This window comes from Rhodococcus sp. AW25M09 (assembly GCF_000333955.1).
GTDB lineage: Bacteria > Actinomycetota > Actinomycetes > Mycobacteriales > Mycobacteriaceae > Rhodococcoides.
Genome location: NZ_CAPS01000012.1, coordinates 85,030 through 107,274 on the forward strand (window position 1 = coordinate 85,030; position 22,245 = coordinate 107,274).

At 64.0% G+C, this 22,245-nt stretch carries 18 protein-coding genes and 1 pseudogene; 6 read left to right on the forward strand and 13 right to left on the reverse strand.

What is annotated here, in order from left to right; genetic code table 11:
* Nucleotides 1–3: 3 nt before the first annotated feature.
* The 3 genes from RHODMAR_RS02235 to RHODMAR_RS02245 all read right to left on the reverse strand — a co-directional run bounded on the left by RHODMAR_RS02235 (nucleotide 4) and on the right by RHODMAR_RS02245 (nucleotide 4,385).
* Nucleotides 4–753 carry a sulfite exporter TauE/SafE family protein gene (locus RHODMAR_RS02235; RefSeq protein WP_008710834.1) on the reverse strand — a complete coding sequence of 250 codons (750 nt, stop codon included), beginning with the start codon at nucleotides 751–753 and terminating at the stop codon, nucleotides 4–6.
* 36 nt (nucleotides 754–789) lie between these two features.
* Entirely contained in the window at nucleotides 790–2,451 is a 1,662-nt protein-coding gene (locus RHODMAR_RS02240) for an NTF2-like N-terminal transpeptidase domain-containing protein (RefSeq protein WP_008710837.1), read from the reverse strand.
* 104 nt (nucleotides 2,452–2,555) lie between these two features.
* Nucleotides 2,556–4,385 carry a penicillin-binding transpeptidase domain-containing protein gene (locus RHODMAR_RS02245; RefSeq protein ID WP_008710840.1) on the reverse strand — a complete coding sequence of 610 codons (1,830 nt, stop codon included), beginning with the start codon at nucleotides 4,383–4,385 and terminating at the stop codon, nucleotides 2,556–2,558.
* A gap of 89 nt (nucleotides 4,386–4,474) precedes the next feature.
* Between RHODMAR_RS02245 and RHODMAR_RS02250 the strand changes: the two genes are divergently transcribed.
* The 3 genes and pseudogenes from RHODMAR_RS02250 to RHODMAR_RS02260 all read left to right on the forward strand — a co-directional run bounded on the left by RHODMAR_RS02250 (nucleotide 4,475) and on the right by RHODMAR_RS02260 (nucleotide 7,606).
* On the forward strand, nucleotides 4,475–5,020 hold the full coding sequence (locus RHODMAR_RS02250; RefSeq protein WP_008710842.1) for a hypothetical protein: 546 nt from the start codon (nucleotides 4,475–4,477) through the stop codon (nucleotides 5,018–5,020).
* A gap of 133 nt (nucleotides 5,021–5,153) precedes the next feature.
* On the forward strand, nucleotides 5,154–6,755 hold the full coding sequence (locus RHODMAR_RS02255) for an ABC-F family ATP-binding cassette domain-containing protein (protein WP_008710843.1): 1,602 nt from the start codon (nucleotides 5,154–5,156) through the stop codon (nucleotides 6,753–6,755).
* A 64-nt stretch (nucleotides 6,756–6,819) separates the two neighbouring features.
* A pseudogene (locus tag RHODMAR_RS02260) lies at nucleotides 6,820–7,606 on the forward strand (alpha/beta fold hydrolase).
* A 68-nt stretch (nucleotides 7,607–7,674) separates the two neighbouring features.
* On the opposite strand, the gene RHODMAR_RS02265 reads toward RHODMAR_RS02260, so the two are convergent.
* Complete coding sequence (locus tag RHODMAR_RS02265; RefSeq protein ID WP_442970016.1) at nucleotides 7,675–9,390, reverse strand: AMP-binding protein; 1,716 nt, start codon at nucleotides 9,388–9,390, stop codon at nucleotides 7,675–7,677.
* 76 nt (nucleotides 9,391–9,466) lie between these two features.
* Between RHODMAR_RS02265 and RHODMAR_RS02270 the strand changes: the two genes are divergently transcribed.
* On the forward strand, nucleotides 9,467–9,940 hold the full coding sequence (locus tag RHODMAR_RS02270; RefSeq protein ID WP_042937682.1) for a DUF3995 domain-containing protein: 474 nt from the start codon (nucleotides 9,467–9,469) through the stop codon (nucleotides 9,938–9,940).
* Here the strand turns inward: RHODMAR_RS02270 and RHODMAR_RS02275 are convergent.
* The 5 genes from RHODMAR_RS02275 to RHODMAR_RS02295 are packed head-to-tail and all read right to left on the reverse strand — an operon-like array spanning nucleotide 9,937 to nucleotide 15,257.
* Nucleotides 9,937–11,043, reverse strand: coding sequence for an ABC transporter ATP-binding protein (locus RHODMAR_RS02275; protein ID WP_008710851.1), 1,107 nt, complete (start codon nucleotides 11,041–11,043; stop codon nucleotides 9,937–9,939). The two genes, RHODMAR_RS02270 and RHODMAR_RS02275, sit on opposite strands and share 4 nt — an antisense overlap.
* 11 nt (nucleotides 11,044–11,054) lie before the next feature.
* A complete protein-coding gene (locus RHODMAR_RS02280) occupies nucleotides 11,055–11,930 on the reverse strand; it encodes a carbohydrate ABC transporter permease (protein ID WP_008710853.1) in 876 nt (291 codons plus the stop codon).
* A complete protein-coding gene (locus RHODMAR_RS02285; RefSeq protein WP_008710854.1) occupies nucleotides 11,930–12,880 on the reverse strand; it encodes a carbohydrate ABC transporter permease in 951 nt (316 codons plus the stop codon). Before RHODMAR_RS02285 ends, RHODMAR_RS02280 begins: the two co-directional genes overlap by 1 nt.
* Nucleotides 12,877–14,229 carry an ABC transporter substrate-binding protein gene (locus RHODMAR_RS02290; protein ID WP_008710856.1) on the reverse strand — a complete coding sequence of 451 codons (1,353 nt, stop codon included), beginning with the start codon at nucleotides 14,227–14,229 and terminating at the stop codon, nucleotides 12,877–12,879. The genes RHODMAR_RS02285 and RHODMAR_RS02290 overlap by 4 nt, the downstream gene beginning before the upstream one ends.
* On the reverse strand, nucleotides 14,226–15,257 hold the full coding sequence (locus tag RHODMAR_RS02295; protein WP_008710858.1) for a sugar-binding transcriptional regulator: 1,032 nt from the start codon (nucleotides 15,255–15,257) through the stop codon (nucleotides 14,226–14,228). The genes RHODMAR_RS02290 and RHODMAR_RS02295 overlap by 4 nt, the downstream gene beginning before the upstream one ends.
* Nucleotides 15,258–15,373: 116 nt before the next feature.
* On the opposite strand from RHODMAR_RS02295, the gene RHODMAR_RS02300 reads away from it, so the two are divergent.
* Together RHODMAR_RS02300 and RHODMAR_RS02305 are read left to right on the forward strand one after the other, a co-directional pair.
* Nucleotides 15,374–16,399: an NAD(P)-dependent alcohol dehydrogenase gene (locus tag RHODMAR_RS02300; protein ID WP_042937647.1), complete on the forward strand. Its 1,026-nt coding sequence runs from the start codon at nucleotides 15,374–15,376 to the stop codon at nucleotides 16,397–16,399.
* On the forward strand, nucleotides 16,396–17,871 hold the full coding sequence (locus RHODMAR_RS02305; RefSeq protein WP_008710862.1) for a mannitol dehydrogenase family protein: 1,476 nt from the start codon (nucleotides 16,396–16,398) through the stop codon (nucleotides 17,869–17,871). Before RHODMAR_RS02300 ends, RHODMAR_RS02305 begins: the two co-directional genes overlap by 4 nt.
* Here the strand turns inward: RHODMAR_RS02305 and RHODMAR_RS02310 are convergent.
* From RHODMAR_RS02310 to RHODMAR_RS02325, 4 genes are all read right to left on the reverse strand, one after another.
* Nucleotides 17,855–18,520: a potassium channel family protein gene (locus RHODMAR_RS02310; RefSeq protein WP_008710864.1), complete on the reverse strand. Its 666-nt coding sequence runs from the start codon at nucleotides 18,518–18,520 to the stop codon at nucleotides 17,855–17,857. The genes RHODMAR_RS02305 and RHODMAR_RS02310 overlap by 17 nt on opposite strands.
* Nucleotides 18,513–19,826 carry a TrkH family potassium uptake protein gene (locus RHODMAR_RS02315; RefSeq protein ID WP_008710866.1) on the reverse strand — a complete coding sequence of 438 codons (1,314 nt, stop codon included), beginning with the start codon at nucleotides 19,824–19,826 and terminating at the stop codon, nucleotides 18,513–18,515. Before RHODMAR_RS02315 ends, RHODMAR_RS02310 begins: the two co-directional genes overlap by 8 nt.
* A gap of 178 nt (nucleotides 19,827–20,004) precedes the next feature.
* Complete coding sequence (locus RHODMAR_RS02320; RefSeq protein ID WP_042937648.1) at nucleotides 20,005–21,384, reverse strand: sensor histidine kinase; 1,380 nt, start codon at nucleotides 21,382–21,384, stop codon at nucleotides 20,005–20,007.
* A 4-nt stretch (nucleotides 21,385–21,388) separates the two neighbouring features.
* Complete coding sequence (locus tag RHODMAR_RS02325; RefSeq protein ID WP_008710869.1) at nucleotides 21,389–22,063, reverse strand: winged helix-turn-helix domain-containing protein; 675 nt, start codon at nucleotides 22,061–22,063, stop codon at nucleotides 21,389–21,391.
* Between the last annotated feature and the right edge of the window lie 182 nt (nucleotides 22,064–22,245).

Genomic DNA, 22,245 nt, shown 5'->3' on the forward strand with positions numbered 1-22,245 from the left:
TGACTATCGGCCGAAGGCCTGATACCCCAACCATCCGGCGAGACCGAGTCCCAGAATCCCGACGCCCACGCGCAGCACGATCGGCGAGATCACCTTGACGGTCGGTGGCCCGCAGGCACCGCCGACGAAGCACCCGATCGCCAGGGCAAGGGCAGCGAGCCAGTTCACCTGGCCTGAGAACGAAAAGATTATGGCAGCAATGAGATTGGCGACGCCGAGGAAGAAACTCTTCAGAACGCTCGCACGCCAGAAGGTATCTGCCGTGCAGATCAACGCGAGTGCGAGGAAGATGACGCCGGCCCCGGCGCCGAAGTAGCCGCCGTAGATCGCGACGGCGAACAATGCCAGGGGATACAGGGTCGGAAACTGCTTGTCGCCGGACAGCTTTCGAATGTTCGGCTGCAGCAGCAGTGCAACGGCCGCCATTGCCACCAAGAACGGCACGATCACCTCGAACGAGCCGTCCGGGGTGGTGAGCAACAGAATTGCACCGGTGGTACCGCCCAAAGCCGAGTAGATCGCATACCGGACCAGTTGCTTGCCGTCTTTGGCCAACTCGGCCGACGAACTCGCCGTCGCCCCGACGCCGGCCGCGACCAGCGCCACCGTGTTAGTGACGTTCGCCGACACCGGAGGAAGACCCGCCGCGAGCAGCGCCGGATAGGACACGAGCGAGGCAAGCCCGGTGACGAATCCGATGAGCCCGGCGAAGAACCCGGCCACCACCAGAAGTCCGAAATCGAGAACCGTCACCGAATAAAACTACCGTGCCTAACTATTTGCTCGACATCACTCGACCGGATTCGCCATTTCCTGCAGTAGGCGGCTCGTCATCCGCACTGCCTGATCGCCGCCGTCGGCGTCCTCGATGTACACCGCAAATGCGACATCGCCGCTGGTAGCGAGTACGAATCGGTCGTCGCCGCTCTCTCCGGCAAATCCCTGCACACCGTCGAACGTATCGAGGCCGCTGCTGCTCGACGAGTCGGCCAGTATGCCACGCAACCGCTGTGCCGCATCGGACCCGAGCGGCTCGGCCGCACGATCGGCGACAGCGGTCTGCCCGGCGACGATCGTCGGAGTCGGCGCGCTGCCACGCGAGATCGATGCCGCCATCTGGGCAAGCCCGAACGGCGTCACCGTCGCCTCGTCCCCGGAGCTGGTGGACACGGTCCGGATGCCGTCGATCGCGCTGCGGCTGTCAGCGGGGGTGCCGGTGTAGGCGTCGAGGCCCGGCATCGAGTACTGGATTCCGAGACCCAGCTGCGCAGCGGCATCCGCGGCAGTCTCGTCACCGCGATCGGCCTGCACGGCGCTCACGAGATCGGCTGCGGTGCCCGCCGGGTACGACCCGCCGAACGCCACGTCACCCTGCTCGTTGGCGTAACTGTTTTGTGCCGCACCGAGAATCGCTCCGGTCGAGGTCGACAGTGCGACGATCGACGCCGAGCTGCCTGCCATGACGACTGCGTTCTCGGCGGCCAACTGGATATGCGGATCGAGCGTCGCGTGCAGGTCGGGCCCGCCGGGTCCTTGGAATCCGACGCGGCGCTCGCCGGTTCCGTCGACTGTGTAGGTGTCGACGGCCCAGCCTGCAGTGGCGTCGCGTCCGGCCTGCCAAGCGTCACGCAACGAATCCAGCACCGGTGACGTGTTTCGCCGATCGTCGACGATCAGCTTTGGCTGGGGTGAGACCACCACTCCGGGAATCGCCCGCAAGTCGTCCTCGAGAACGGCGAAGTCGTCGTCGCGCAACGTCACTGCGGTGATCGGCGCGCCGCCGGACGAATTGAGCTCTGCCAGCATCGATTCGGAGGTGATGAGCGGTGCGACGACATCGATGACGTCGGCCAGTTGCTGCGTGGACGCGACCGGATCACTCATCTGGGCAGGATCGAGAGAGATGGAGTTGATCGTGCGCTCGCTCATCAAGACGTTGTTCGCAGCGTCGAAGATCAGCGGTGGTGCGGCATCGGTGCGGGTGTAGCGCACCGATCCTCCCGAGGTGAGGTCGGGAACGAGGGTGGCCGGATCCCACGCGATCCGCCAGCCGATACTGAGCTTCTTGGTCGAGCCCTGTGCGCTGTACTTCCAATCCTTGCCCTCTCCGAAGTTCCAGGCGGACGCCAGAGTGAAGAAGCCGCTCTCGTCGGAGAGGTCCATGTACTGGGCCAGATCGAAGTCGCCGGTGGACTGGCCGTCCGCCGACAAGCCGTCGAACATCTGGGTGAGCGCAGCCGATGCGGCGTTCGGGTAGGTCGTCAGCGCTGCGGCGGCAGCCACATCGCGCTTGTCCAGCGCATCGACGAACTTCGAGACCAGTACCTCGGCCTCACTCGGTGGGCTGTCGACCATCCAGAACGCGGCCGAGACCGTCAATGTCGCCGACGCGGCCACGGCGACGAGGTAGCGACCGCGAACCTTGCGCGGGCCACGACGGAGACGACTCATAGAACTCATGAGTCACAATATTCACTGTAGTCACACGAGTAACAAGCACGGTATTCATACGAGCCGGTCACGATTGAGATACGCCGTGGTCGGTTTCAGCGCGCTTATCGCAGAAAACGGCCCGCGGCCTCGACAGCGGGAGTCGAACTGCCCGCGTCGTTCACGAAGACCGCGAACGCGAGATCGCCGGATATTCCGACGAACCACCCGTGCGCACCTTCGTTGTTGGCACCGAATTCAGCGGTTCCGGTTTTGCCGAGCAACCCCGGAATATCGCCCAGCGATGTCGCCGTACCGCCGGTGATGGTCTCGCGCATCATCGTCTTCAGTTGATCGGTGACCTGCGAGTCCACCGCCGCCGGCTCCATGTCCGGTACCCCGGGACGACCTGCGATCACCGTCGGCGGAAGCAGACCACCGTTCGCGATCGACGACGCAACCAGCGCCATTCCGAACGGTGACGCGGTCACCTGGCCCTGCCCGATGGCGGACTCGACCCGTTGCGCCGGAGTATCGGCAGACGGCACCGAGCCGGTCACGGTCGTCAGGCCCGGGGTCACATAGTCGACGCCGAGTCCGAACTGTGCGGCCGCGTCGCTCAGTCCGTTCGGCGGGAGTGCCACGCCGAGTCGGCCCATCGTCGTGTTGCACGATTTTGCGAAAGCCGTGTGCAGCGGGACGTCACCGAGATCGAAATTGTCGTCGTTCGGGATCTGCCTGCCCTCGATGTTCTCGGTCGCCGGGCAGGGCAGAACGGTGTCGGGAGTGACGGCACCGGACTGAAGAGCAGCCGAGGTGGTGACCGTCTTGAATGTCGACCCCGGCGGGTACAAGCCGGTCAGAGCAATCGGGCCCTCGGCGTCCGCCGCGGCATTCTGGGCCACTGCCAGAACATCTCCCGTCGACGGCCGAAGTGCGACGATCGCCGCCTGTTGCGGCAACGATGCGAGCGCGTTCTCCGCTTTCAGCTGCAGCGCAGAGTCGATGGTGGTCGCGATATCCTCGCCGGTTCCGGCATCGCGTCCGGCCAGCTGAGTGACGCTGCCGTCTGCGGCGACAGCTTGGACGGCCCACCCTCGATTGGCCGCCCGCTCCTGCTCCCACACTGTCGCCAGGTCGTTGAGTACCGGGGAGACCAGGTTGCGATCGGTGGCCAGCAGACGCGTCTGCGGCGCGAGGGTGACTCCGGGGACGGCCGCGAGTTGGGCACCGATCGGATCGAGATCCGACTGTCGCAGCGTGACCACTGTCGCGGTCTTACCTTGTGCAGTTGCAATATTCGCAGCCACGGACTCCGCGGTGATACTGGGAACGACCGATCCGAGGAGGTTCGCGACGGCCACCGGATCGGCCGTAGCATCGACGTTGACGAGGGTGACCACCTGCTGAGACATCAACTCGACGCCGTTGGCGTCGAAAATTCGCGGTGCGACGAGCGCGTCGGTCGGAGTGAACCGCACCGAGGAATCCGCCGTGAGCCCGGGCACCAACATCGCCGGGTCCCAGGTGATCTTCCACCCCTGCTCGGTCTCCGCAGCAGTCGCAGAGGTGGTGTAGTTCCACTCCTTCGGTTCACCGTCCGGTTCGGCGGTGCCGTCGGTGGTCGTCGAAAAGCGCCAGCCGGCATTCAAGGTGAAGGTGCCGGCATCCTCGTCGGCGTCGACCGCCTCGAAATCGGGAGTGGCCGTGACCGTCCCGCCGCCCGACAAACCGTCGTACAACTCGGTGAGCGCTGCCGTCGCCCCGGCCGGATCGGTGGTCAACGCCGCCGCCTGCTCGATGTTCGAGCTGTTCACCGCATCCGCGAACTGCTCCGCGACGGTCTGCGGCTGATCGGGCCCACTCTGGCCACATGCGGCAAGGGTGAGCGCCAGGACTGTCACGCTCGCGGCCAGAGTCGTCGTTCTTGTCGATGTACGCACGAATTCGATCATGCCTCAGCACCCACGCGAACCCCTGGTGGCGCGATCACTCTTTTCGGTGTAATCATGTAATCAGTATTACAACGCCAAAAGGAGCCATCATGAAACCCAACGGACGCTCGTTCGGCCGCCCCGGCGGCTGGCAGCACTCGGACATCCCGAATGCCACCGACGCCGAAGACTGGTTCGGCGGCAGACTCCCCGACTCCTGGTTCGACGGGGACGCCTCGATCGAGGTCGACCGCGAAGAGATCGTCGTCGTCGGCACATTGCCTACGGAACAGGACAGTTCACCTGCCGCCGTCGAGGGCCGCATCGCTCGTTTCCGGGAAGCGACCCGTGGTGACCGCATGCAGATCGCCGCCGAGGCGGAGAAGCGCTACGGCCGCAAGGTCGCCTGGGGAGTGCGGACCGAATCCGAGGTAGTCCTGTTCACCCACCTCGCCGTCCCGGTCATGACTCGCCTGCGTCAGCCCGAGCGCCGAGTCCTCGACACCCTCGTCGACGCCGGCGTCGCTCGCTCTCGCGCGGATGCCCTGTCCTGGGCCGTCAAGCTGGTCGGCGAACACACTCAGGAATGGTTGGACGAGCTCCGCGGGGCCATGGAGACAGTCGACGAGCTGCGCAAGAAGGGGCCGACGGTCTAATTCGGTTGCGCGCTCGTCGAGTTCGGGTCTAACGTGGCATCAGCCTTGTTGCCCACAGATTCGGAGAGGCCATTGATCTTCCAAAGGTTCTAGACGCCTGCAGCTCGTCCGCATGCACACCTTTGGAGCGCCCATGCCTCATTCATCATCCCTGTCTGTCTCGAACCTGACGTTCACCTGGCCCGACGGTGACCCCGTGTTCGACGCCTTGTCGGCCATCTTCCCCAGCGGCACAACAGGTCTCATCGGCTCCAACGGTGCCGGAAAGTCGACGCTGCTTCGGTTGCTCGCCGGAGACCTGGCCCCGCAGCACGGGTCGATCACGATCCCCGGTGTGCTGGGCTATCTGCGTCAGGACATTGCTCTCGACCCGGGCCTCCCAGTGGACTCGGTACTGGCCATCGGCTCGGTTCGAGAAGCATTGCACCGCATCGAATCCGGAACATCCACCGAGGACGACTTCGCAATTGTCGGATCCGGGTGGGACGTCGAGGAACGCGCACTGGCACTGTTGGACAAGCTCGGACTCGGCAGCGTCGTCGGCTCGATCGAGGACCTCGATCGGCGAGTCGGCACGCTGTCGGGTGGCGAGGCCATGTTGCTCGCCCTCACCGCGCAGCTGTTGGCCGAGCCCGATGTACTGCTACTGGACGAGCCGACCAACAACCTCGATCACGTTGCGCGAGAACGGCTGTACGCAGCGGTCGACTGGTACGCGGGCGTATCGATCGTGTGCACTCACGACCTCGAGCTGCTCGAGCGGGTCGATTCCATCGCCGAGGTCCGTGCCGAACGCAGCGGCATCTCGCGACTGCGTATGTTCGGTGGCAACTTTCAGCACTATCGAGCTGTCGTCGACGCCGAACAGAACGCGGCCCGTGCGAGCATCCGTGACGCCAAGAACGACGTCCGCAAGCAGGAACGCGAATTGATCGACACGCGAATCAAACTCGATCGACGTCTGCGCTACGGCAAGAAGATGGAAGAGCAGAAGCGCGAACCCAAGATCGTGATGGGTCAGCGCAAGCGTTCTGCCCAGGAATCGGCGGGCAAACTCCGCGGCACCCACACCGACCGCGTCGACGATGCCCGGTCGTCCCTCTCAACGGCCGAGGAACTGCTGCGCGACGATCGAGAGATTCGCGTCGATCTGCCGGCAACGAGAATCCACCCCGGGCAGGTAGTTGCGACCCACGAGGACGTCCACATAGTGGGGCCGGAACGCATCGCCCTGATCGGACCCAACGGCAGCGGCAAGACCACCTTGCTGCGCAGTCTGGATGCAACCGGGGCGGAGGTGCCGTGGAAGTATCTGCCGCAGCGACTCGACGTCTTCGAAGAAGACCGCACCGTCGCCGACAATGTTGCCGACGTGGCACCGCACGCCACCGCCGAACAGATCCGGGGGCAACTCGCCCGCTTCCTGTTCCGCGGATCCGACGCAGACGCCGTCGTCCGCACCCTCTCCGGCGGAGAACGACTGCGGGCGGCACTGGCGCGAATTCTGCTGGCCGAACCGGCCCCGAAACTGCTGATGCTCGACGAGCCCACCAACAACCTCGACATCGCCAGCCGACAGCACCTCATCGACGCACTGGGGACATTCGAGGGTGCACTGATCATCGCAAGTCACGATCGACCGTTCCTCGACGCCATCTCCCCCACCCGCACCATCGACCTGGGTTCGTTCACCGCGGAAACCACAGAAGAACCCTCCCGGGAGGAGTCAATGTGACATCTGGTGGCCCTTTCGGGGGTCAATGTCACGTTGAGTGGACTCCCGAGGCGAGAATCGGGGGGTGGAGTACGCCTCGAATGCAGACGATGGAACACGGATCGCGTACACGGTGGTGGGGTCAGGGCCGCCGTTGTTGATGGTCCACGGCAGTTTTTCTGACGCACACGATCTGGCGAACGTTCGGGTATGTGAAGGCGCTGCGAGGAAGTCGGCAGTTGATTCTGATCGACAGTCGCGGGCATGGCCGCAGCGAGAAACCGCGTACACCCGACTCGTATGCGATGAAAAACATCGTCGGCGATCTGACGGCGGTGCTCGACGCGGTGGGCGTGGACACCGTCGACTACCTCGGGTATTCGTTCGGGGCGCGGGCCGGGTTGGCGTTGACGGCCGCGGCTCCCGAGCGAGTGCGATCCCTGGCTGTCGGCGGCGGTAGTCACGGCGCTCAGGCCGGTGCCTTCGATCGGCTCTTCTTCCCCGGGTGCGCGGACGTGTTGGAGCAGCGCGGAATGGACGGTTTTCTCGAGGCGTGGAACAGCCACCGCGTGTTTCCCATCGACGCCGGTACGCGAGCAGTGTTCTCCGCCAACGACGCCCAAGCCATGGCGGCATACATCCGCGCGTCCGACGCCGATCCCGGCCTACCCGACGAGGCGCTGCAGCACTTCACGCAACCGTCGCTGTTCTACGTCGGTAGCCAGGACGGCACGAGGCTCGACGACACCCAGGCTGCCGCTGCACTGGTTCCCAACTCCGAGTTGCACATCATTCGCGGATTCGACCACGCAACGACGATGGCGGCGTCCACTGAAGTGCTCAGCGTCCTCGAACGGTTCTGGGACAGGTGACGTCAGCGCCCACAATTCGAATCGAGAATCGGAATCCCGCCTCTCACAGCGAATAGTGGACAGCCACATCACCTCTTCAGCGCAGGGAACTGGTCATCGCGCCACTCGGTCGCCAGTGGTCCCACGGCCGCGTCCTCGCGGGCGCGCAGTTCCACGCGACGGATCTTGCCCGAGATGGTTTTCGGCAACTCGAAGAACTCGATACGGCGCACTCGCAGGAACGGTGCCAGGTGCTCGCGGGCGTACTTCAGGATCTCGAATGCTGTGTCCTCGTTGGGTTCCCAGCCCGACGCCAATGCCACGTAGGCCTTGGGGACGGCCAGTCGCGTCTCGTCGGGGGCGGGCACCACAGCGGCCTCGGCCACTGCGGGGTGTTCGATCAGCACGCTTTCGAGCTCGAACGGGGAGATCTTGTAATCCGAGGCCTTGAACACGTCGTCGGTGCGGCCGACGTAGGTGATGTACCCCTCGGAGTCCCGAGAAGCCACGTCTCCGGTGTGGTAGTAGCCGTCGGCCATGACAGCGGCATTGCGTTCGGCGTCGCCGAGGTAGCCGGTCATCAGGTTGAAGGGCTGTTGCGCCAGGTCGAGGCAGATTTCGCCCTCGTCGGCGAGCTCACCGGTGCCCGGATCCACGATCACCACGGGCACGCCCGGTAGCGGCCTACCCATCGAACCGGACTTGAGCACCGCTCCCGGCGTATTGGCCACCAGCGCAGTGGTTTCCGTCTGCCCGAACCCGTCACGAATGTTGAGGCCCCATTCCCGCTGTACCCGAGAGATCACCTCGGGATTGAGCGGTTCACCGGCCCCGATGGCCTCACGGAGCGAACCTCCACCGCCGGCGAGATCAGCCTGAATCAGCATGCGCCACACAGTCGGCGGTGCGCAGAAGGTCGTCACCTCGGCGCGGCGGATCTGTTCGAGCAACGCCTTCGCGTCGAACTTGCCGTAGTTGTAGATGAAGATCGTCGCCTCGGCGATCCACGGAGCGAAGAAGCAGCTCCACGCATGCTTGGCCCAACCCGGCGAGCTGATGTTCAGGTGTACGTCTCCCGGACGAAGTCCGAGAAAGTACATCGTGCTCAGATGCCCTACGGGATAGGAAATCTGAGTGTGTTCGACGAGCTTGGGCTTGCTGGTGGTGCCGGAGGTGAAGTACATCAACAGCCGGTCGGTGGGCGCGGTGACGGACTCGAACGGCCGGGCTTCGACAGAACGAGCCTCGGCATAATCGAGCCAGCCATCGGCAGCGGAAGTTGCGATGCGCAGGTAGTCGCCGGGAACGTCGTCGAATTTGCCGGTGTCCGAGGGGTTCACGATCACGGCGCGCGCATTGCCGCGTATCACCCGGTCGGTGAGATCAGCGGAGCCGATGGCCGTCGTGGTCGGCATCAAGACCGCGCCGAGCTTCATCACCGCGAGCATCGCTTCCCACAGTTCCACCTGATTGCCGAGCATCAGGATGACCGAATCGCCTCGGCCGATTCCTTGCTGCTCGAGCCACCGGGCGACCTGATCGGAGCGGCGCGCGATGTCGTCGAAGCTGTACTTGGCCTCGCTGCCGTCTTCTTCGACGATCCACAGCGCGGTGCCGTCGTTGCCGCGAGCGAAAGCGTCGAACCAATCGATGGACCAGTTGAACGTCTCACCGAACGACGGCCACTCGAAAGTCGCTACGGCACGGTCGTACTCACCGTACGAGTCGAGCAATAGATCGCGAGCGTTCCTGAATGCCGTATGTGCCGAATCGACCATGTTTCCTCCTGCGACTGTGATGCCCATCACCACAACGCTAGGGAATCACCGGAACTCCCGCTACCCCTGAACGGGGGTGCACAATCCGTTACCCTGGCTCACCGTGGCCATCAGGTACTTCGGAATCGCATGTGCACTCGGGATTGTTCACGCAGCATTCTCCGGCTATTGGGCCGCCGGTGGACGCTGGATGCTGGGCACCGTCGGGTCGTTCGCAACCGACTGGGTCGACAGCGAACCGGAGACTGCCAGAACGGCACTGCTGGTACTCACACTCGTCAAACTCGCTGCGGCGATTCTTCCTGCCCTCGCGTTCATGAACCGACCGCGCCTGGCAGCACAGAACCGGACCCGGATACCGTCGTTCATCCTCGGTATCTCCTGGCCCGGCTCTGTACTGCTGATCCTGTGGGGCGGACTGTCGTTCCTCGGTGCGGTGGTCGGTTTGATCGCCTCGGACGAGAACCGAAACGTCAAGTACGGTCACCTGTTCTTCGACGGCATCTTCCTGCTCTGGGGGGCAGCTCTGCTTACCGCCCTGATCCTTGCACGACGAACGTCGAACCGGACGTCCTAGATGCGGTCTCCGGTCTCCGGGTGGAAGAGGTGGATCGCACCCTCGAGTCGCGTCAGTCCGATGCTCTCCCCGATCTTCGCCGGCGCACGCACTGCCGAGCGGGCGACGAGCGAGACCGGACCACCGTCGAGACCCTTGACCTTCGGATCGTCGAGGTGTGCGTAGAGGTAGGACTCGCTGCCGAGTTCCTCGATCAGATCGACCTTGCCCTGGAAGCCTTCACCGCTACCGTGCACGATGCCGAGCTGCTCGGGGCGGAGCCCGACGGTGACGTTGTCGAGACCCAAGCTGGCGATCTTGGTCAGCTCGTCACGTTCGAGGGGCAGCAGGAATTTCCCGATCTGCACACCACCCGAGCCGATGGGGACCGTCATCAGGTTCATCGCCGGTGAGCCGATGAAGCCTGCGACGAAGGCATTGACGGGGTTGTCGTACAGGTCCGTCGGCGACGCGAACTGCTGCAGTTTGCCACCACGCAGCACGGCGACGCGATCACCCATCGTCATGGCCTCGACCTGATCGTGGGTGACGTAGACCGTCGTAGTGCCGAGCCTGCGCTGCAACGCCGCGATCTGCGTACGCGTCTGCACGCGCAGCTTCGCGTCGAGGTTGGACAGGGGCTCGTCCATGCAGAACACCTGCGGCTCGCGAACGATGGCGCGTCCCATGGCAACTCGCTGACGCTGACCACCCGAGAGCTTGCCCGGCTTGCGGTCGAGGTACTCGGTGAGGTCGAGAATCTTGGCGGCCTCCGCTACCTTCTTCGTCCGCTCTTCGAGAGAGACACCGCGCATCTTGAGGGCGAATCCCATGTTCTCCCCGACGGTCTTGTTGGGGTAGAGCGCGTAGTTCTGGAACACCATTGCGATGTCGCGATCCTTGGACGGGACGCCGACCATGTTCTCGCCACCGATTTCGATGGCACCGCCGTCGATCTCCTCGAGGCCGGCGAGCATCCGCAGGGCAGTGGACTTGCCGGAGCCGGAAGGTCCGACCAGCACGACGAATTCGCCGTCCTGGATGTCGAGGTCGAGTGAATCGACGGCGAGCTTGTCGGCACCTTCGTAGACGCAGGATGCCTTCTTGTACGTGATTGCAGCCATGAGACTTTCTCCTATTTGATGGCGCCGAAGGACAGGCCGCGCACGAGCTTGTTCTGCGCGAACCATCCGGCAAGGACGACGGGGAGGGCTGCGAACGTCGCAGCGGCGGACAGCTGGGCCCAGTACAGGCCCTGACCGGTGATGAATCCGACGAGATACACCGGAATCGTCTGGGCCTGAACGGCAGTGAGGTTGACGGCGAAGAAGAACTCGTTCCACGAGAAGATCACGCAGATCAACGACGTGGCCGCGATGCCAGGCGAGACCAGCGGCAGAATCACCTCACGTACCGAGGTCCACAGCGACGCACCGTCCATGCTCGCGGCCTCGAGCAGTTCGCTCGGCACCTCGAGGAAGAACGAGCGCATCATCCACACGGCGATCGGAAGATTCATCGCGGTGTACAGCACCACCAAGGTCCAGATGTTGTCCAGCATTCCGATGTCGCCGACGATGACGTACAGCGGAACGATCGCGGCGACGACCGGGAGCATCTTGGTGGAGATGAAGAAGAACAGCACGTCCTTCGTCTTCTTGACCGGACGCAGCGACAGCGCGAAGGCCGCCGGAACACCCAGCAGCAGAACGAAGAGCGTCGAGACGACCGTCGCGAACGCCGAGTTCAGTAGCGTGGTGCCGATGCCGCTGTCGAGGACGCCGCGGTACTGATCGAGAGTCGGGGTGAAGAACAGCTTGGGCGGGTCGGAGTAAGCGTCGGCCTCTTGTTTGAAACCGGTGAGAACCATCCACAGCACCGGGAAGAAGAAGGCGATACCTGCGACCCAGGCCACGAAGGACCAGATCGAACCCGGCCCCCACTTGCGCTTACGCTTGATCGGCGCAGCGTCGGTCGTCGCCTTCGTCGTGTTCACAGTTGCAGTGCTCATCACGCAGCCTCCTCGGTTCCGCTGAAGCTCTTGAAGATCAGTCTCAGCGCCAGGGTGCTGACGATGATGGTGGCCACGACGGTGACGACGCCCATGGCCGCGGCCTGGCCGATGTCGAAGCCGAGGAACGCACGCTGGTAGATGTAGAAGGGCAGGTTCGCGCTGGCCACACCGGGTCCGCCCGAGGTCATCATGTAGACGGCGTCGAACGTGTTGACGAGATAGATGGCACCGAGAACGGCACCGAGCTCGATGAATCGGCGCAGGTGCGGCAGGGTGAGCTCACGGAAGAGCTTGACCGGGCCCGCACCGTCGACCCGTGCGGCCTCGGCGATGTCCTTGGGCATCGACTGCAGACCGGCGAGGATGAGTAGCATCATGAACGGAGTCCACTGCCAGATCAGGTTCGCCATGACGGCCGGCAGCGGGTAACGAGAGACCCAGTCGATCTGATCCACGCCGAACGGACTGAGCGCGAAGTTGATCAGGCCGAAGACCGGATCGAACATCGTGGTCTTCCAGATCAACGCACCCGCCACCGGGGTGATCAGGAACGGCGTGATCAGCAGCGTGCGGATCAGGCTGCGGCCGATGAACTTTCGGTCGAGCAGCAGCGCCAGGAACAGTCCCAGAACCACCGAGATGATGACGGTTCCGACGATCATGATCACCGTGTTGAGGGCGACCTGACGGAACTGGCTGTCCTGGAAGACCGCCACATAGTTGCCCACGCCGTTGAACTTCTGTGAACCCGGACGAACGAGGTTCCACGACTGCGTCGAGTAGTACAGCGTGAACAGGAACGGAACCTGCGTGACGAGGATCGCGAACACCATCGCCGGCAGCAGCGGACCGCGGCGACGCCAGCCTTCTGCTTTCGAGATGGTTCTGGGTCTCGGTACGAACTCTTCGGAATCGGCGTGTGCCGACCGCGTTTCGGTGGTGGTCATCCCTGGCCCTCCTGATACGTCTTGCCGACCACTTCGGCGTACTGCTGCGCTTGTTCGAGCGCGTCATGGACGCTGATTCGTCCTGCCACTGCTGCGCTGATCTGTTGGCTGACGCGGGTTCCCAGGTCCTGGAACTCGGGAATGGTCAGGAACTGCACTCCGGTGTAGGGAACCGGATCCACGGTCGCATTGTTCGGGTCGGCACCGTTGATCGAATCGAGGGTGATCGGGCCGTAGGCCGCGGATGCTTCCTTGTACTCGGGGATCTCGTAGGTGGACAGGCGGCTGCCGGGAGGAACTCGTTCCCAACCCAATTCGTTGCCGACCTTCTTCAGGTACTCCTTGCTGGTCATCCACGAGACGAACTTCCAGGCGTCGTCCGGATGCTCGGACGTCTTCGGGATACCGAGAGCCCAGGAATACAGCCACCCGTTGTCGCCCTTGACCGCCGACGGTGCCTTGGCGTATCCGATCTTGCCGACGACATTGCTCGACGTGGGATCCTCCAACACCGACACGGCGGATGTTGCGTCGTACCACATTGCGGTGTTTCCCTGGGAGAGCTGCGTGCCACATTCGCTGAAACCACTTGTCGCTGCGCCGGCTTGGCCGTGCTCGCGAACCAAGTCGACGTAGAACTGAACGGCCTGTTCCACCTCTGGGCTGTCGAGCTGCGCATTCCAGTTCTCGTCGTACCACCGGCCGCCGAAGGCATTGATGACGGTATCGAGCGGAGCCAACACCTCACCCCAACCGGGCTTACCGCGCAGGCAGATGCCCGAGACATCAGGACTGTCGAGCTTCGCTGCGGCATCGGCTACCTCCTGCCATGTCGGCTCCTCCGGCATCGTGATGCCCGCGTCCGCCATCAGATCCTTGCGATACATCAGGAACGACGACTCACCGTAGAAGGGAACCGAATACATGCTGCCCTCGTAGGACAACGACTCCTTCAACGTGGGAATGAAATCGTCCTGGTCGTAACCCGGTGTGGCATCGGCATACTCGGACAGATTGGTCAGCCACCCGTTCTCCGCCCACTGCGGAGTCTCGAAGTTGCTGATCATCACCACATCGAACTCACCGCCGCCGGTCGCCACCGACGCCGTGATCTTCGCGCGCGCCTCGTTCTCCGACAGCGACACGAACTTCAGATTGATACCCGGATTCTCCGCCTCGAAATCCGGTGCCAGAGAAATGGCATCGGACATCTGCGAGTTCGAGACAATCGCGACGGTGATCGTCGTGCCATCACCGCCACCACCGAACGAGCCGGCTCCGGCACATCCGGACAGCACCAAGGTCGTCGCGAGCGAGGCCGCGACAGCCACTTTCGGTAAAACCCTCACTGAAACACCTTTCCATTCGAGGTCGCCGTTGCTCGTGATTGCTCCACGAGCCAACGGGCACTTTCGATATCGGTCACCAAGATCGACGCGAGTCCACCGCGCAGAGCACCGAGCAGCGCTTCATGTTTGCGCTTGCCGCCGGTGACGAGCACAGCGCGCTCACACGCTCTGATGGCGTCGAGCCCCACCGAGACGGTTCGGCCCGGCAGCGATCCCCCGGTGTCGTTACCGTCGGCGTCGTAGAACCGTCCGCCGATCTCGCCGACCGCACCGAGTAGGCGCAATTCGTCGAGCACATCGAGGTCGATGAAGCTGCCCTCGAACAATGTGGTGGACGTGGAAACAGGACCGATGCCGTAGATCATCACATCGGCATCGGTCCCGGCCTTGAGTGCGCGAGAAATCCCGGAATCCTGCTCCAGTGCAATCACTGTCGCCTGATCGGCGTACAGCGGCGCATTGAGCCTGATGGGTGTCGCCTGCAGATATGCCGCGCACCGTCCGAGGGTGTACTCGACACCGGTCTGGTAGTCGGCCGAGGTGATGGAGCCGTCGAGTTGCACCACCGCAGCACATTTCGTGGATCGAGTTCTGAGCGAGCCGGCCACCGCCACGGTCTCGGGGCCCCAGGTGAACCCGAGAACGTCGTGATCCTTGAGCCGCCGAGAGAGCAAGGTAGCTGCCGCTCGGCCGAGCGATCCGTAGCCGGAGTCCGTGCCGTCGATGAGGTCGGAGACGACCAGCACCTCGGTGAGCCCGTACTGCGTCTCGAGCTCACGCTCGACGTCGGCGTACACCGTTCCCTGCAGATCGTCGGGCACGTTGATCTCGATCGTCACGAGCCCCTGGTTGCGTGCTCGTGCGACCAGCCTGCCTGCGGTCGGACGCGAGACGCCCAGCTTCACGGCAATCTCGGCCTGAGTCGCACCTTCGAGGTGGTACATGGTCGCGGCGCGCAGAGCCAGGCGGAGATCCTCACCGGACCGCGAAGGCTTTGCCCCGGCGGCATCCGACGTCGATCGGTCCATGACACCTCCTCGAATTGTGAGCACATTCTCAGCTCGTGTTCATCTGCTCATTAAGCTAACATTAAGGTGTGATCTACACAACACCCCCTCACCTCGAGCGACCTGTGCCACAGTCGATGCAGGCCAGCGTGCTCACCGGCGTCCACGAGATACGCATGGAAGACCGGCCGGTTCCCGACCCGGCCCCGGACGAGGTACTCGTCCAGGTCACGGCAGTCGGGGTCTGCGGTTCGGACGCGCATTACTACCGCGAGGGACGGATCGGCGACTATGTCGTCGACGGTCCGCTCGTACTCGGACACGAGGCGGCAGGGATCATCGTCGCCGTGGGGTCCGCAGTCGCCGACACCCGCGTCGGGCAGCGTGTGTCCATCGAGCCGCAGCGACCCGATCCCACCAGCAGTCAATCCCGCGCCGGCCGCTACAACCTCTGCCCGGCGATGGAATTCTTCGCGACGCCGCCCATCGACGGCGCGCTCGCCGAGTACGTGCTGATCCAATCGACGTTCGCGCACGAGGTTCCCGAGAACATCTCCGACGAGGCCGCGGCTCTCTTCGAGCCCCTGTCCGTCGGTATCGCATCGGCGCAGAAGGCGCGGATCACGCCTGGTTCGAGCGTCCTCATCGCGGGCGCAGGCCCCGTCGGACTCGTCACCGCGCAGGTTGCGCGCGCATTCGGAGCCACCGAGGTCATCGTCACCGACCTCGACGCCTCCCGCCGAGCCAACGCGACGACATTCGGTGCTACCCGGGTCCTCGATCCCACCGCCGAGGACGTGCAGTCCCTGACGGTCGACGCGTTCATCGACGCCTCCGGCGCCGCGCGAGCCGTGTTCGACGGCATTCACGCGGTCCGGCCCGCCGGTACCGTCGTCCTCGTCGGAATGGGCGGATCGGACTACCCACTGCCGATCTCGGTGATCCAGAACCGCGAGCTGGTACTCACCGGAGTGTTTCGATACGCCAACACATGGCCCATCGCACGGGCATTGGTGGCGTCGGGCATGGTGGATCTCGACGCAATGGTGACGGCGCGGTTCGGGCTCGATCGCGTCGAGGATGCACTGAACGCCGACAAGCAGCCCGGGAGTATCAAAGCTGTTGTCATACCCGGTTTTCGAGAAGATGGAGAGAACGCATGAAGCTTCGGTCGAACAGTCTCTCAGAGATCCACAGTGACGTCGAGGTACCGACCTACGACCGCAGTGCGGTCACTGCGGGGATCGTGCACTTCGGTGTCGGCGGCTTCCACCGCGCCCACCAGGCGATGTATGTCGACCGCCTGCTCGAGCGCGGCGAGGCGTCGGACTGGGGCATCTGCGGGGTGGGCGTGCTGTCGCACGATCGGAAGATGAAAGAGGTGATGGATCAACAGGATTGCCTCTACACCCTGGCCCTCAAGCACTCCGATGGCACCTGGGAGACGCGGGTCATCGGGTCGATCGTGGAGTACCTGTTCGCCCCCGAGGATCCCGAGGCGGTCATCGAGAAGATGGCGTCCGAGGCCGTGAAGATCGTCTCGCTCACCATCACCGAGGGCGGCTACAACTTCTCGGCGACGACGGGTGAGTTCGACGCCGAGAACCCCGCGATCGTGGCCGATCTCGCGGACGACTCCGTTCCGGCCACGACTTTCGGGCTCGTCGTCGAGGCGTTGGCGCGGCGCAAGGATCGTGGCATGAGGCCGTTCACGATCATGTCCTGCGACAACATCGAGGGTAACGGCCACATCGCGAAGTCGACGTTCATCGCGTTCGCCCGGTTGAAGAATTCGGATCTCGCGGACTGGATCGAGTCAGAGGCCACGTTCCCCAATTCCATGGTGGACCGCATCACTCCGGTGACCACTCCCGAAGTGATGCAAGAGCTGTCCGATCGCTACGGCATAGAGGATGCGTGGCCGGTCGCAGCCGAACCGTTCACGCAATGGGCACTCGAGGATGCGTTCACGCTCGGTCGTCCGCAGTTCGAGAACGTCGGCGTGCAGGTGGTCGAGGACGTCACTCCCTACGAGTTGATGAAACTGCGACTGCTCAACGCCAGCCACCAGGCCCTGGCGTATTTCGGCTACCTCAGCGGATACCGTCTCGTGCACGAGGTCTGTCAGGACTCACTGTTCGCGGAGTTCCTCCTGGCCTACATGGACGAGGAGGCGACGCCGACGCTGCAGCCGGTGCCCGGCATCGACCTGGCCGACTACAAGCAGACGTTGATCGAGCGCTTCTCCAACCCCGAAATCCGCGACACCGTGGCACGACTGTGTGCTGAATCCTCGGATCGAATTCCCAAGTGGCTGTTGCCCGTAATTCGAAAGAACCTCGACACCGGCGGAGAGATCGTTCGGTCCACCGCCGTCGTGGCGAGCTGGGCGCGCTACGCCGAGGCCGTCGACGAATCCGGCGAGCCGATCGAGATCGTCGACCAGCTGAAGGATTCACTGGTGCCGATCGCGCAGAGTCAGGGCGAGGATCCCACGGCGTTCATCGCCAACCGCGCGGTGTTCGGGGACCTGATCGACAACGAACGATTCGTCGCCGAATACACGAAACAGCTTGCATCACTCCACGAGAACGGCGCGCGCGCAACCCTCGAGGCGCTCAGGTCGACTCACTGAATCGCTCGGTGTCCTTGACCTGACCGGAGACGATGACGGTATCGCCCTCGGCGATCACCGTCTCGGCCGTGGCGTAGGTGAATCCTTCGCCCGGCCGCTTGACCGCGACGACGGTGACGCGATACTTGGTGCGAATCACACTCTCGCCCAGCTTTTTTCCGATGATCGAGGCCGGCGGTGAGGTCTTGACCATCGCGAAGCCGTCGTCGAATTCGATGTAGTCCATCATCCGGCCGTGCACCAGGTGGGCGACCCGCTTGCCCATGTCGTGCTCGGGCCGCACCACGTGGTGGACGCCGATCTGGGTGAGGATCTTGGCGTGCGCGTTGCTGATCGCCTTGGCCCAGATGTTGGAGACGGAGAGGTTGATCAGCGCGGACGCCGTCAGCAGGCTCGCCTCCAGATCGGATCCGATGCCCACGACGGCACGGTCGTACTCGTGCACGGACAGCTGCCGTAGCGACTCCTCGTCGGTGGTATCGGCGACGGCCGCATGAGTGAGTCGATCCGAGACACGTTGCACCACAGCCGCGTCGGTGTCGATCCCCAGGACCTCGACGCCCTGGCCCATCAGTTCCAGTGCCAGCGACTTACCGAAGCGGCCGAGACCGAGGACGACGACAACATCGGAGGACGGTTTCCTAGCCAATGAACGGCCTTTCCGTGGGGAGCGTGTAACGCCGACCGCGGTCGCGGGCGGCAAGGGCGCTGACCAGGGTGATGGACCCGATGCGGCCCAGGTACATCAGGACGATCAGAATCACCTGCCCCCAGCCGGGCAACTGTGCGGTGATCCCGGTGGACAGTCCCACCGTGGCGAACGCGGAGACCACCTCGAACAGCAGCGCGTCGAGGTCGAATTCGGTGCCCTCCAGCAATGCCACGACCGGCAGCATGACCAACGCGACCCCGATCAGCGCGACGGTCAATGCCTGGCGCTGCACGCGCGCATCGATCCGACGATCGAATACCGTCACCTCACGGTCACCACGAATCTCGGCCAGGATCACGAACAGCAGGAGTGCGAACGTGGTGACCTTGATGCCACCCGCCGTGCCGCCGCTACCACCACCGATGAACATCAGGACGTCGGTGATCAGCAGCGTCGCGTTGTCCACATCCGCGTAGTCGACACTGTTGAATCCGGCGGTTCGGGGCATGGTGCCCTGGAACGTCGCGACGAGCATCTTGTCCCAGAAGCCGAACCCGCCCAGCGTGCGGGACCACTCGAAGGCCAACACCACAGTCGGTCCGAGGACCAGCAGAACGCCGGTGACGGTCAACGTCATCCGGGTGTGCAAGGACCAGCGCCGATGCGGTCGACGACCACGAGCACGGGAGCGAACACGGCGGGCGATCTCGAACAGAACCGGGAATCCGATGCCTCCCAGCACCACGGCCGCCAACAGTGGGACACAGATCCACGGGTCGGTGGCGAACCCGATCATGCTGTCGCTGAACAGCGCGAACCCGGCGTTGTTGAACGCCGAGACGGCATGAAAGATCCCCAACCACAGTGCGCGACCGAGCGGCTCGTCGTACCCGAAGAAGAAGCGCGCCGCCAGCGCTGTCGCGACGACACTCTCGATGATCAGGCTGGTGCGGAACACCCCGACGACGACACTCCTGACGTCGCCCAAACCCGAGGTACGTACCTCGGCGGCCGCATTGAGCCTGCCGCGCAGACCGATTCGATCGGCGAGAAACAGCCCTACCAGGGACGCGATCGTCATGATCCCGAACCCACCGATCTGGATCAGCCCGAGGATCACCCCCTGCCCGAAACCCGACCAGTACACCGGAGTGTCCACCACGATCAGGCCCGTCAAACTGACCGCGGAGGTGGACGTGAACAAGGCCTCCAGAACACCGGGCTCGCGCCCGGTCTGGGTGGCACCTGGAATCAGCAGTACGGCCGCGCCGAACACGATGGCCAGCGCGAATCCCGCCGCCATGACCCGAACCGGCGTCGGTCTGAAGACCGCGGACCACCGCGATGCCTGGTGAGCGTCTGCCACCCGGGAAACAGTACTGTGCGCTCCGCGCAGTGGTGTGGCGAAGCCCACGGGTCGTTCCGCAAGCTCCACTCCCATGGGCCGCCAGGTGCACTTAAGCACACCACTGCCGCCGGCACTAGGGGAGGCGGATCTCGAAACGAGCCCCGCCAGCCGGTGAATCCGTCACTCGCACGCTCCCCCCGTGCGCAGCCACGGTGTCTGCCACGATCGCGAGGCCGAGGCCGGCACCGCCCTCGTCCCGCGTCCGCGAGGAGTCGAGTCGAACGAAGCGATCGAACACTCGGGTGCGCTCGGGCTCCGGCACTCCGGGCCCGTCGTCGTCGATCACCACGAGCGCTTCACCTCCGGACACCGAGCACGACAATGTGATCCGGGTTGCCGCATGCCGGACCGCATTGTCGACGACGTTGCGCACCATGCGAGCCACAGCGTGGGGATCACCGGTGACGCGAACCGGGACGATGGACAATTCGGCGACGATCTCGGAGGTGGCCTGGACGCGTTTGGCTTCCTCGTACAGCAGATCCTCCAGGTCGACATCGCCGGAGGCAACGGCCGTTTCGGTCTCGTCCGACCGCGCGAGAACCAGCAGATCCTCGATGAGCTGACGCATCCGTCGCGCCTCGGGAAGCAAGGAGTCGTTCAACAGCGCTGCGTCGAGCAATTCGGGCCGTGCCTCGGCGAGCTCCAGCGCCGCGGTGATGGTGGCCAACGGGCTGCGCAGTTCGTGAGACGCATCGCTGACGAAACGTTGCTGAGCGAGCCGGCCGGTCTGCAGACGTTCGAGCATGTGGTTCATCGTCAGTGCGAGGCGAGCGATCTCGTCGCGAGTATCGGGAACCGGCACCCGTTCGGTCAATCGCGCCGCCGAGATGGACGCAACCGTGGACCTGATGTTCTCGACCGGGCTCAAGGCCGCACCCACCAGCCGATAGGTGGCAAAGGCGACGAGCGCGACGACGAAGGGACCGACAGCGGCGAGCAGAAGCGCCACCGTGGACACCACCTTCTCGACCGGCTCTCGGTCGGCACCGACCACGACGGTCGCATCGCCCCGAGACGAGGACACTCCCGTCGCGGACACCCAGAAGTCCCCGATCTCGGCAACGAACACTCGTCCGAGATCTCGCACCGCCGACGCAGGAACCTGCTGCCTTGTCAGCGGTGCAGCCGCATCGCCCTGTGACGAGGCGAGCACCGTCCCCGACGCGTCGACGATCTGCACGATCCCGACCTGCCCGTCGGTCGCCAGCAGAGAGTTCTCCACGCGCGGACCGTCATCGTCTCGGTCACCGGATCCCCACTGCTGGGCGATGAGCGTGACGCGGGCGGTGGCGGCAGAACGTGCCGAGTTTTCGAGCGACGTGTAGAGAACACCGAGCAGCGCACCACCCGCTGCGATCAAGCAGACCGCCACGACGAGCGTCGATGCCACCGCCGATCGCACCCGGACCGTCCAGGATCGGGGTCGAAGCAGATCTCGATGAAGACGCACCGTGTCAGTGTCCCGCGGCGATTCGATAACCGGCGCCGCGCACCGTCTCGATCAGTTTTGCCTCGAACGGAAGATCCACTTTCTTGCGCAGATAGCCGATGTAGACCTCGACGATGTTCTCGTCACCGTCGTAATTGGTGTCCCATACCGAACGCACGATCTCGGATTTGTTCGCCACCATCCCATTTCGCCGCATCAGGTATTCGAGCACGCTGTACTCGCGCGGAGTCAGCGACAACTCCGTGCCCTGACGGGTCACCCGGTGGCGGGAGGGGTCGAGTTCGAGGTCACCCACCACCAGCACGGCCGGACGCGCCGGTGCACCCCGGCGAACGAGGGCGCGCAAACGAGCGATCAGGACGACGAACGAGAACGGTTTCACGAGATAGTCGTCCGCACCGAGATCGAAGGCATCGGCCAGGTCGTACTCACCGTCCTTCGCCGAGAGCATCAATATCGGCGTCCACACCCCCTGCTTACGCAGGTCTCGAACGACGTCGTACCCCTGCTTGCCCGGCAACATGATGTCGAGCACGATCGCGTCGAAATCGCCGGTTGCCGCACTGTGAAATCCATCGAGGCCGTTGTGTTCGACGTCCACGACGAACCCCTCGGCGTCGAGACCCCGGCGGACGGTCTCGGCCAGCCGCTTCTCGTCTTCGACCAGTAGTACTCGCACAACGCCCTCTCGAATCGCATGGGCGGTAGGAAACACGAGTACATCAGATCGACGGTCCGTCCGCGCAGAATCTTTCAGCGATCCTTCAGCTGCACCGCCGCACACTGATGATCATGACTCCTCGCTCCGCACCGGTCGCACAGCCGGCGTCCAGCGTCTTCGCAGCGAACGGAGGCACTGTC

What these genes read in the sequence shown, in the direction of transcription:
- RHODMAR_RS02305 (WP_008710862.1), top strand. Translation starts at nt 16,396, where the DNA reads ATGAAGCTTCGGTCGAACAGTCTCTCAGAGATCCACAGTGACGTCGAG.
- RHODMAR_RS02280 (WP_008710853.1), bottom strand. Translation starts at nt 11,930, where the DNA reads ATGAGCACTGCAACTGTGAACACGACGAAGGCGACGACCGACGCTGCG.
- RHODMAR_RS02285 (WP_008710854.1), bottom strand. Translation starts at nt 12,880, where the DNA reads ATGACCACCACCGAAACGCGGTCGGCACACGCCGATTCCGAAGAGTTC.
- RHODMAR_RS02255 (WP_008710843.1), top strand. Translation starts at nt 5,154, where the DNA reads ATGCCTCATTCATCATCCCTGTCTGTCTCGAACCTGACGTTCACCTGG.
- RHODMAR_RS02240 (WP_008710837.1), bottom strand. Translation starts at nt 2,451, where the DNA reads ATGAGTCGTCTCCGTCGTGGCCCGCGCAAGGTTCGCGGTCGCTACCTC.
- RHODMAR_RS02300 (WP_042937647.1), top strand. Translation starts at nt 15,374, where the DNA reads ATGCAGGCCAGCGTGCTCACCGGCGTCCACGAGATACGCATGGAAGAC.
- RHODMAR_RS02265 (WP_442970016.1), bottom strand. Translation starts at nt 9,390, where the DNA reads ATGGGCATCACAGTCGCAGGAGGAAACATGGTCGATTCGGCACATACG.
- RHODMAR_RS02250 (WP_008710842.1), top strand. Translation starts at nt 4,475, where the DNA reads ATGAAACCCAACGGACGCTCGTTCGGCCGCCCCGGCGGCTGGCAGCAC.
- RHODMAR_RS02245 (WP_008710840.1), bottom strand. Translation starts at nt 4,385, where the DNA reads ATGATCGAATTCGTGCGTACATCGACAAGAACGACGACTCTGGCCGCG.
- RHODMAR_RS02315 (WP_008710866.1), bottom strand. Translation starts at nt 19,826, where the DNA reads ATGGCGGCGGGATTCGCGCTGGCCATCGTGTTCGGCGCGGCCGTACTG.
- RHODMAR_RS02295 (WP_008710858.1), bottom strand. Translation starts at nt 15,257, where the DNA reads ATGGACCGATCGACGTCGGATGCCGCCGGGGCAAAGCCTTCGCGGTCC.
- RHODMAR_RS02275 (WP_008710851.1), bottom strand. Translation starts at nt 11,043, where the DNA reads ATGGCTGCAATCACGTACAAGAAGGCATCCTGCGTCTACGAAGGTGCC.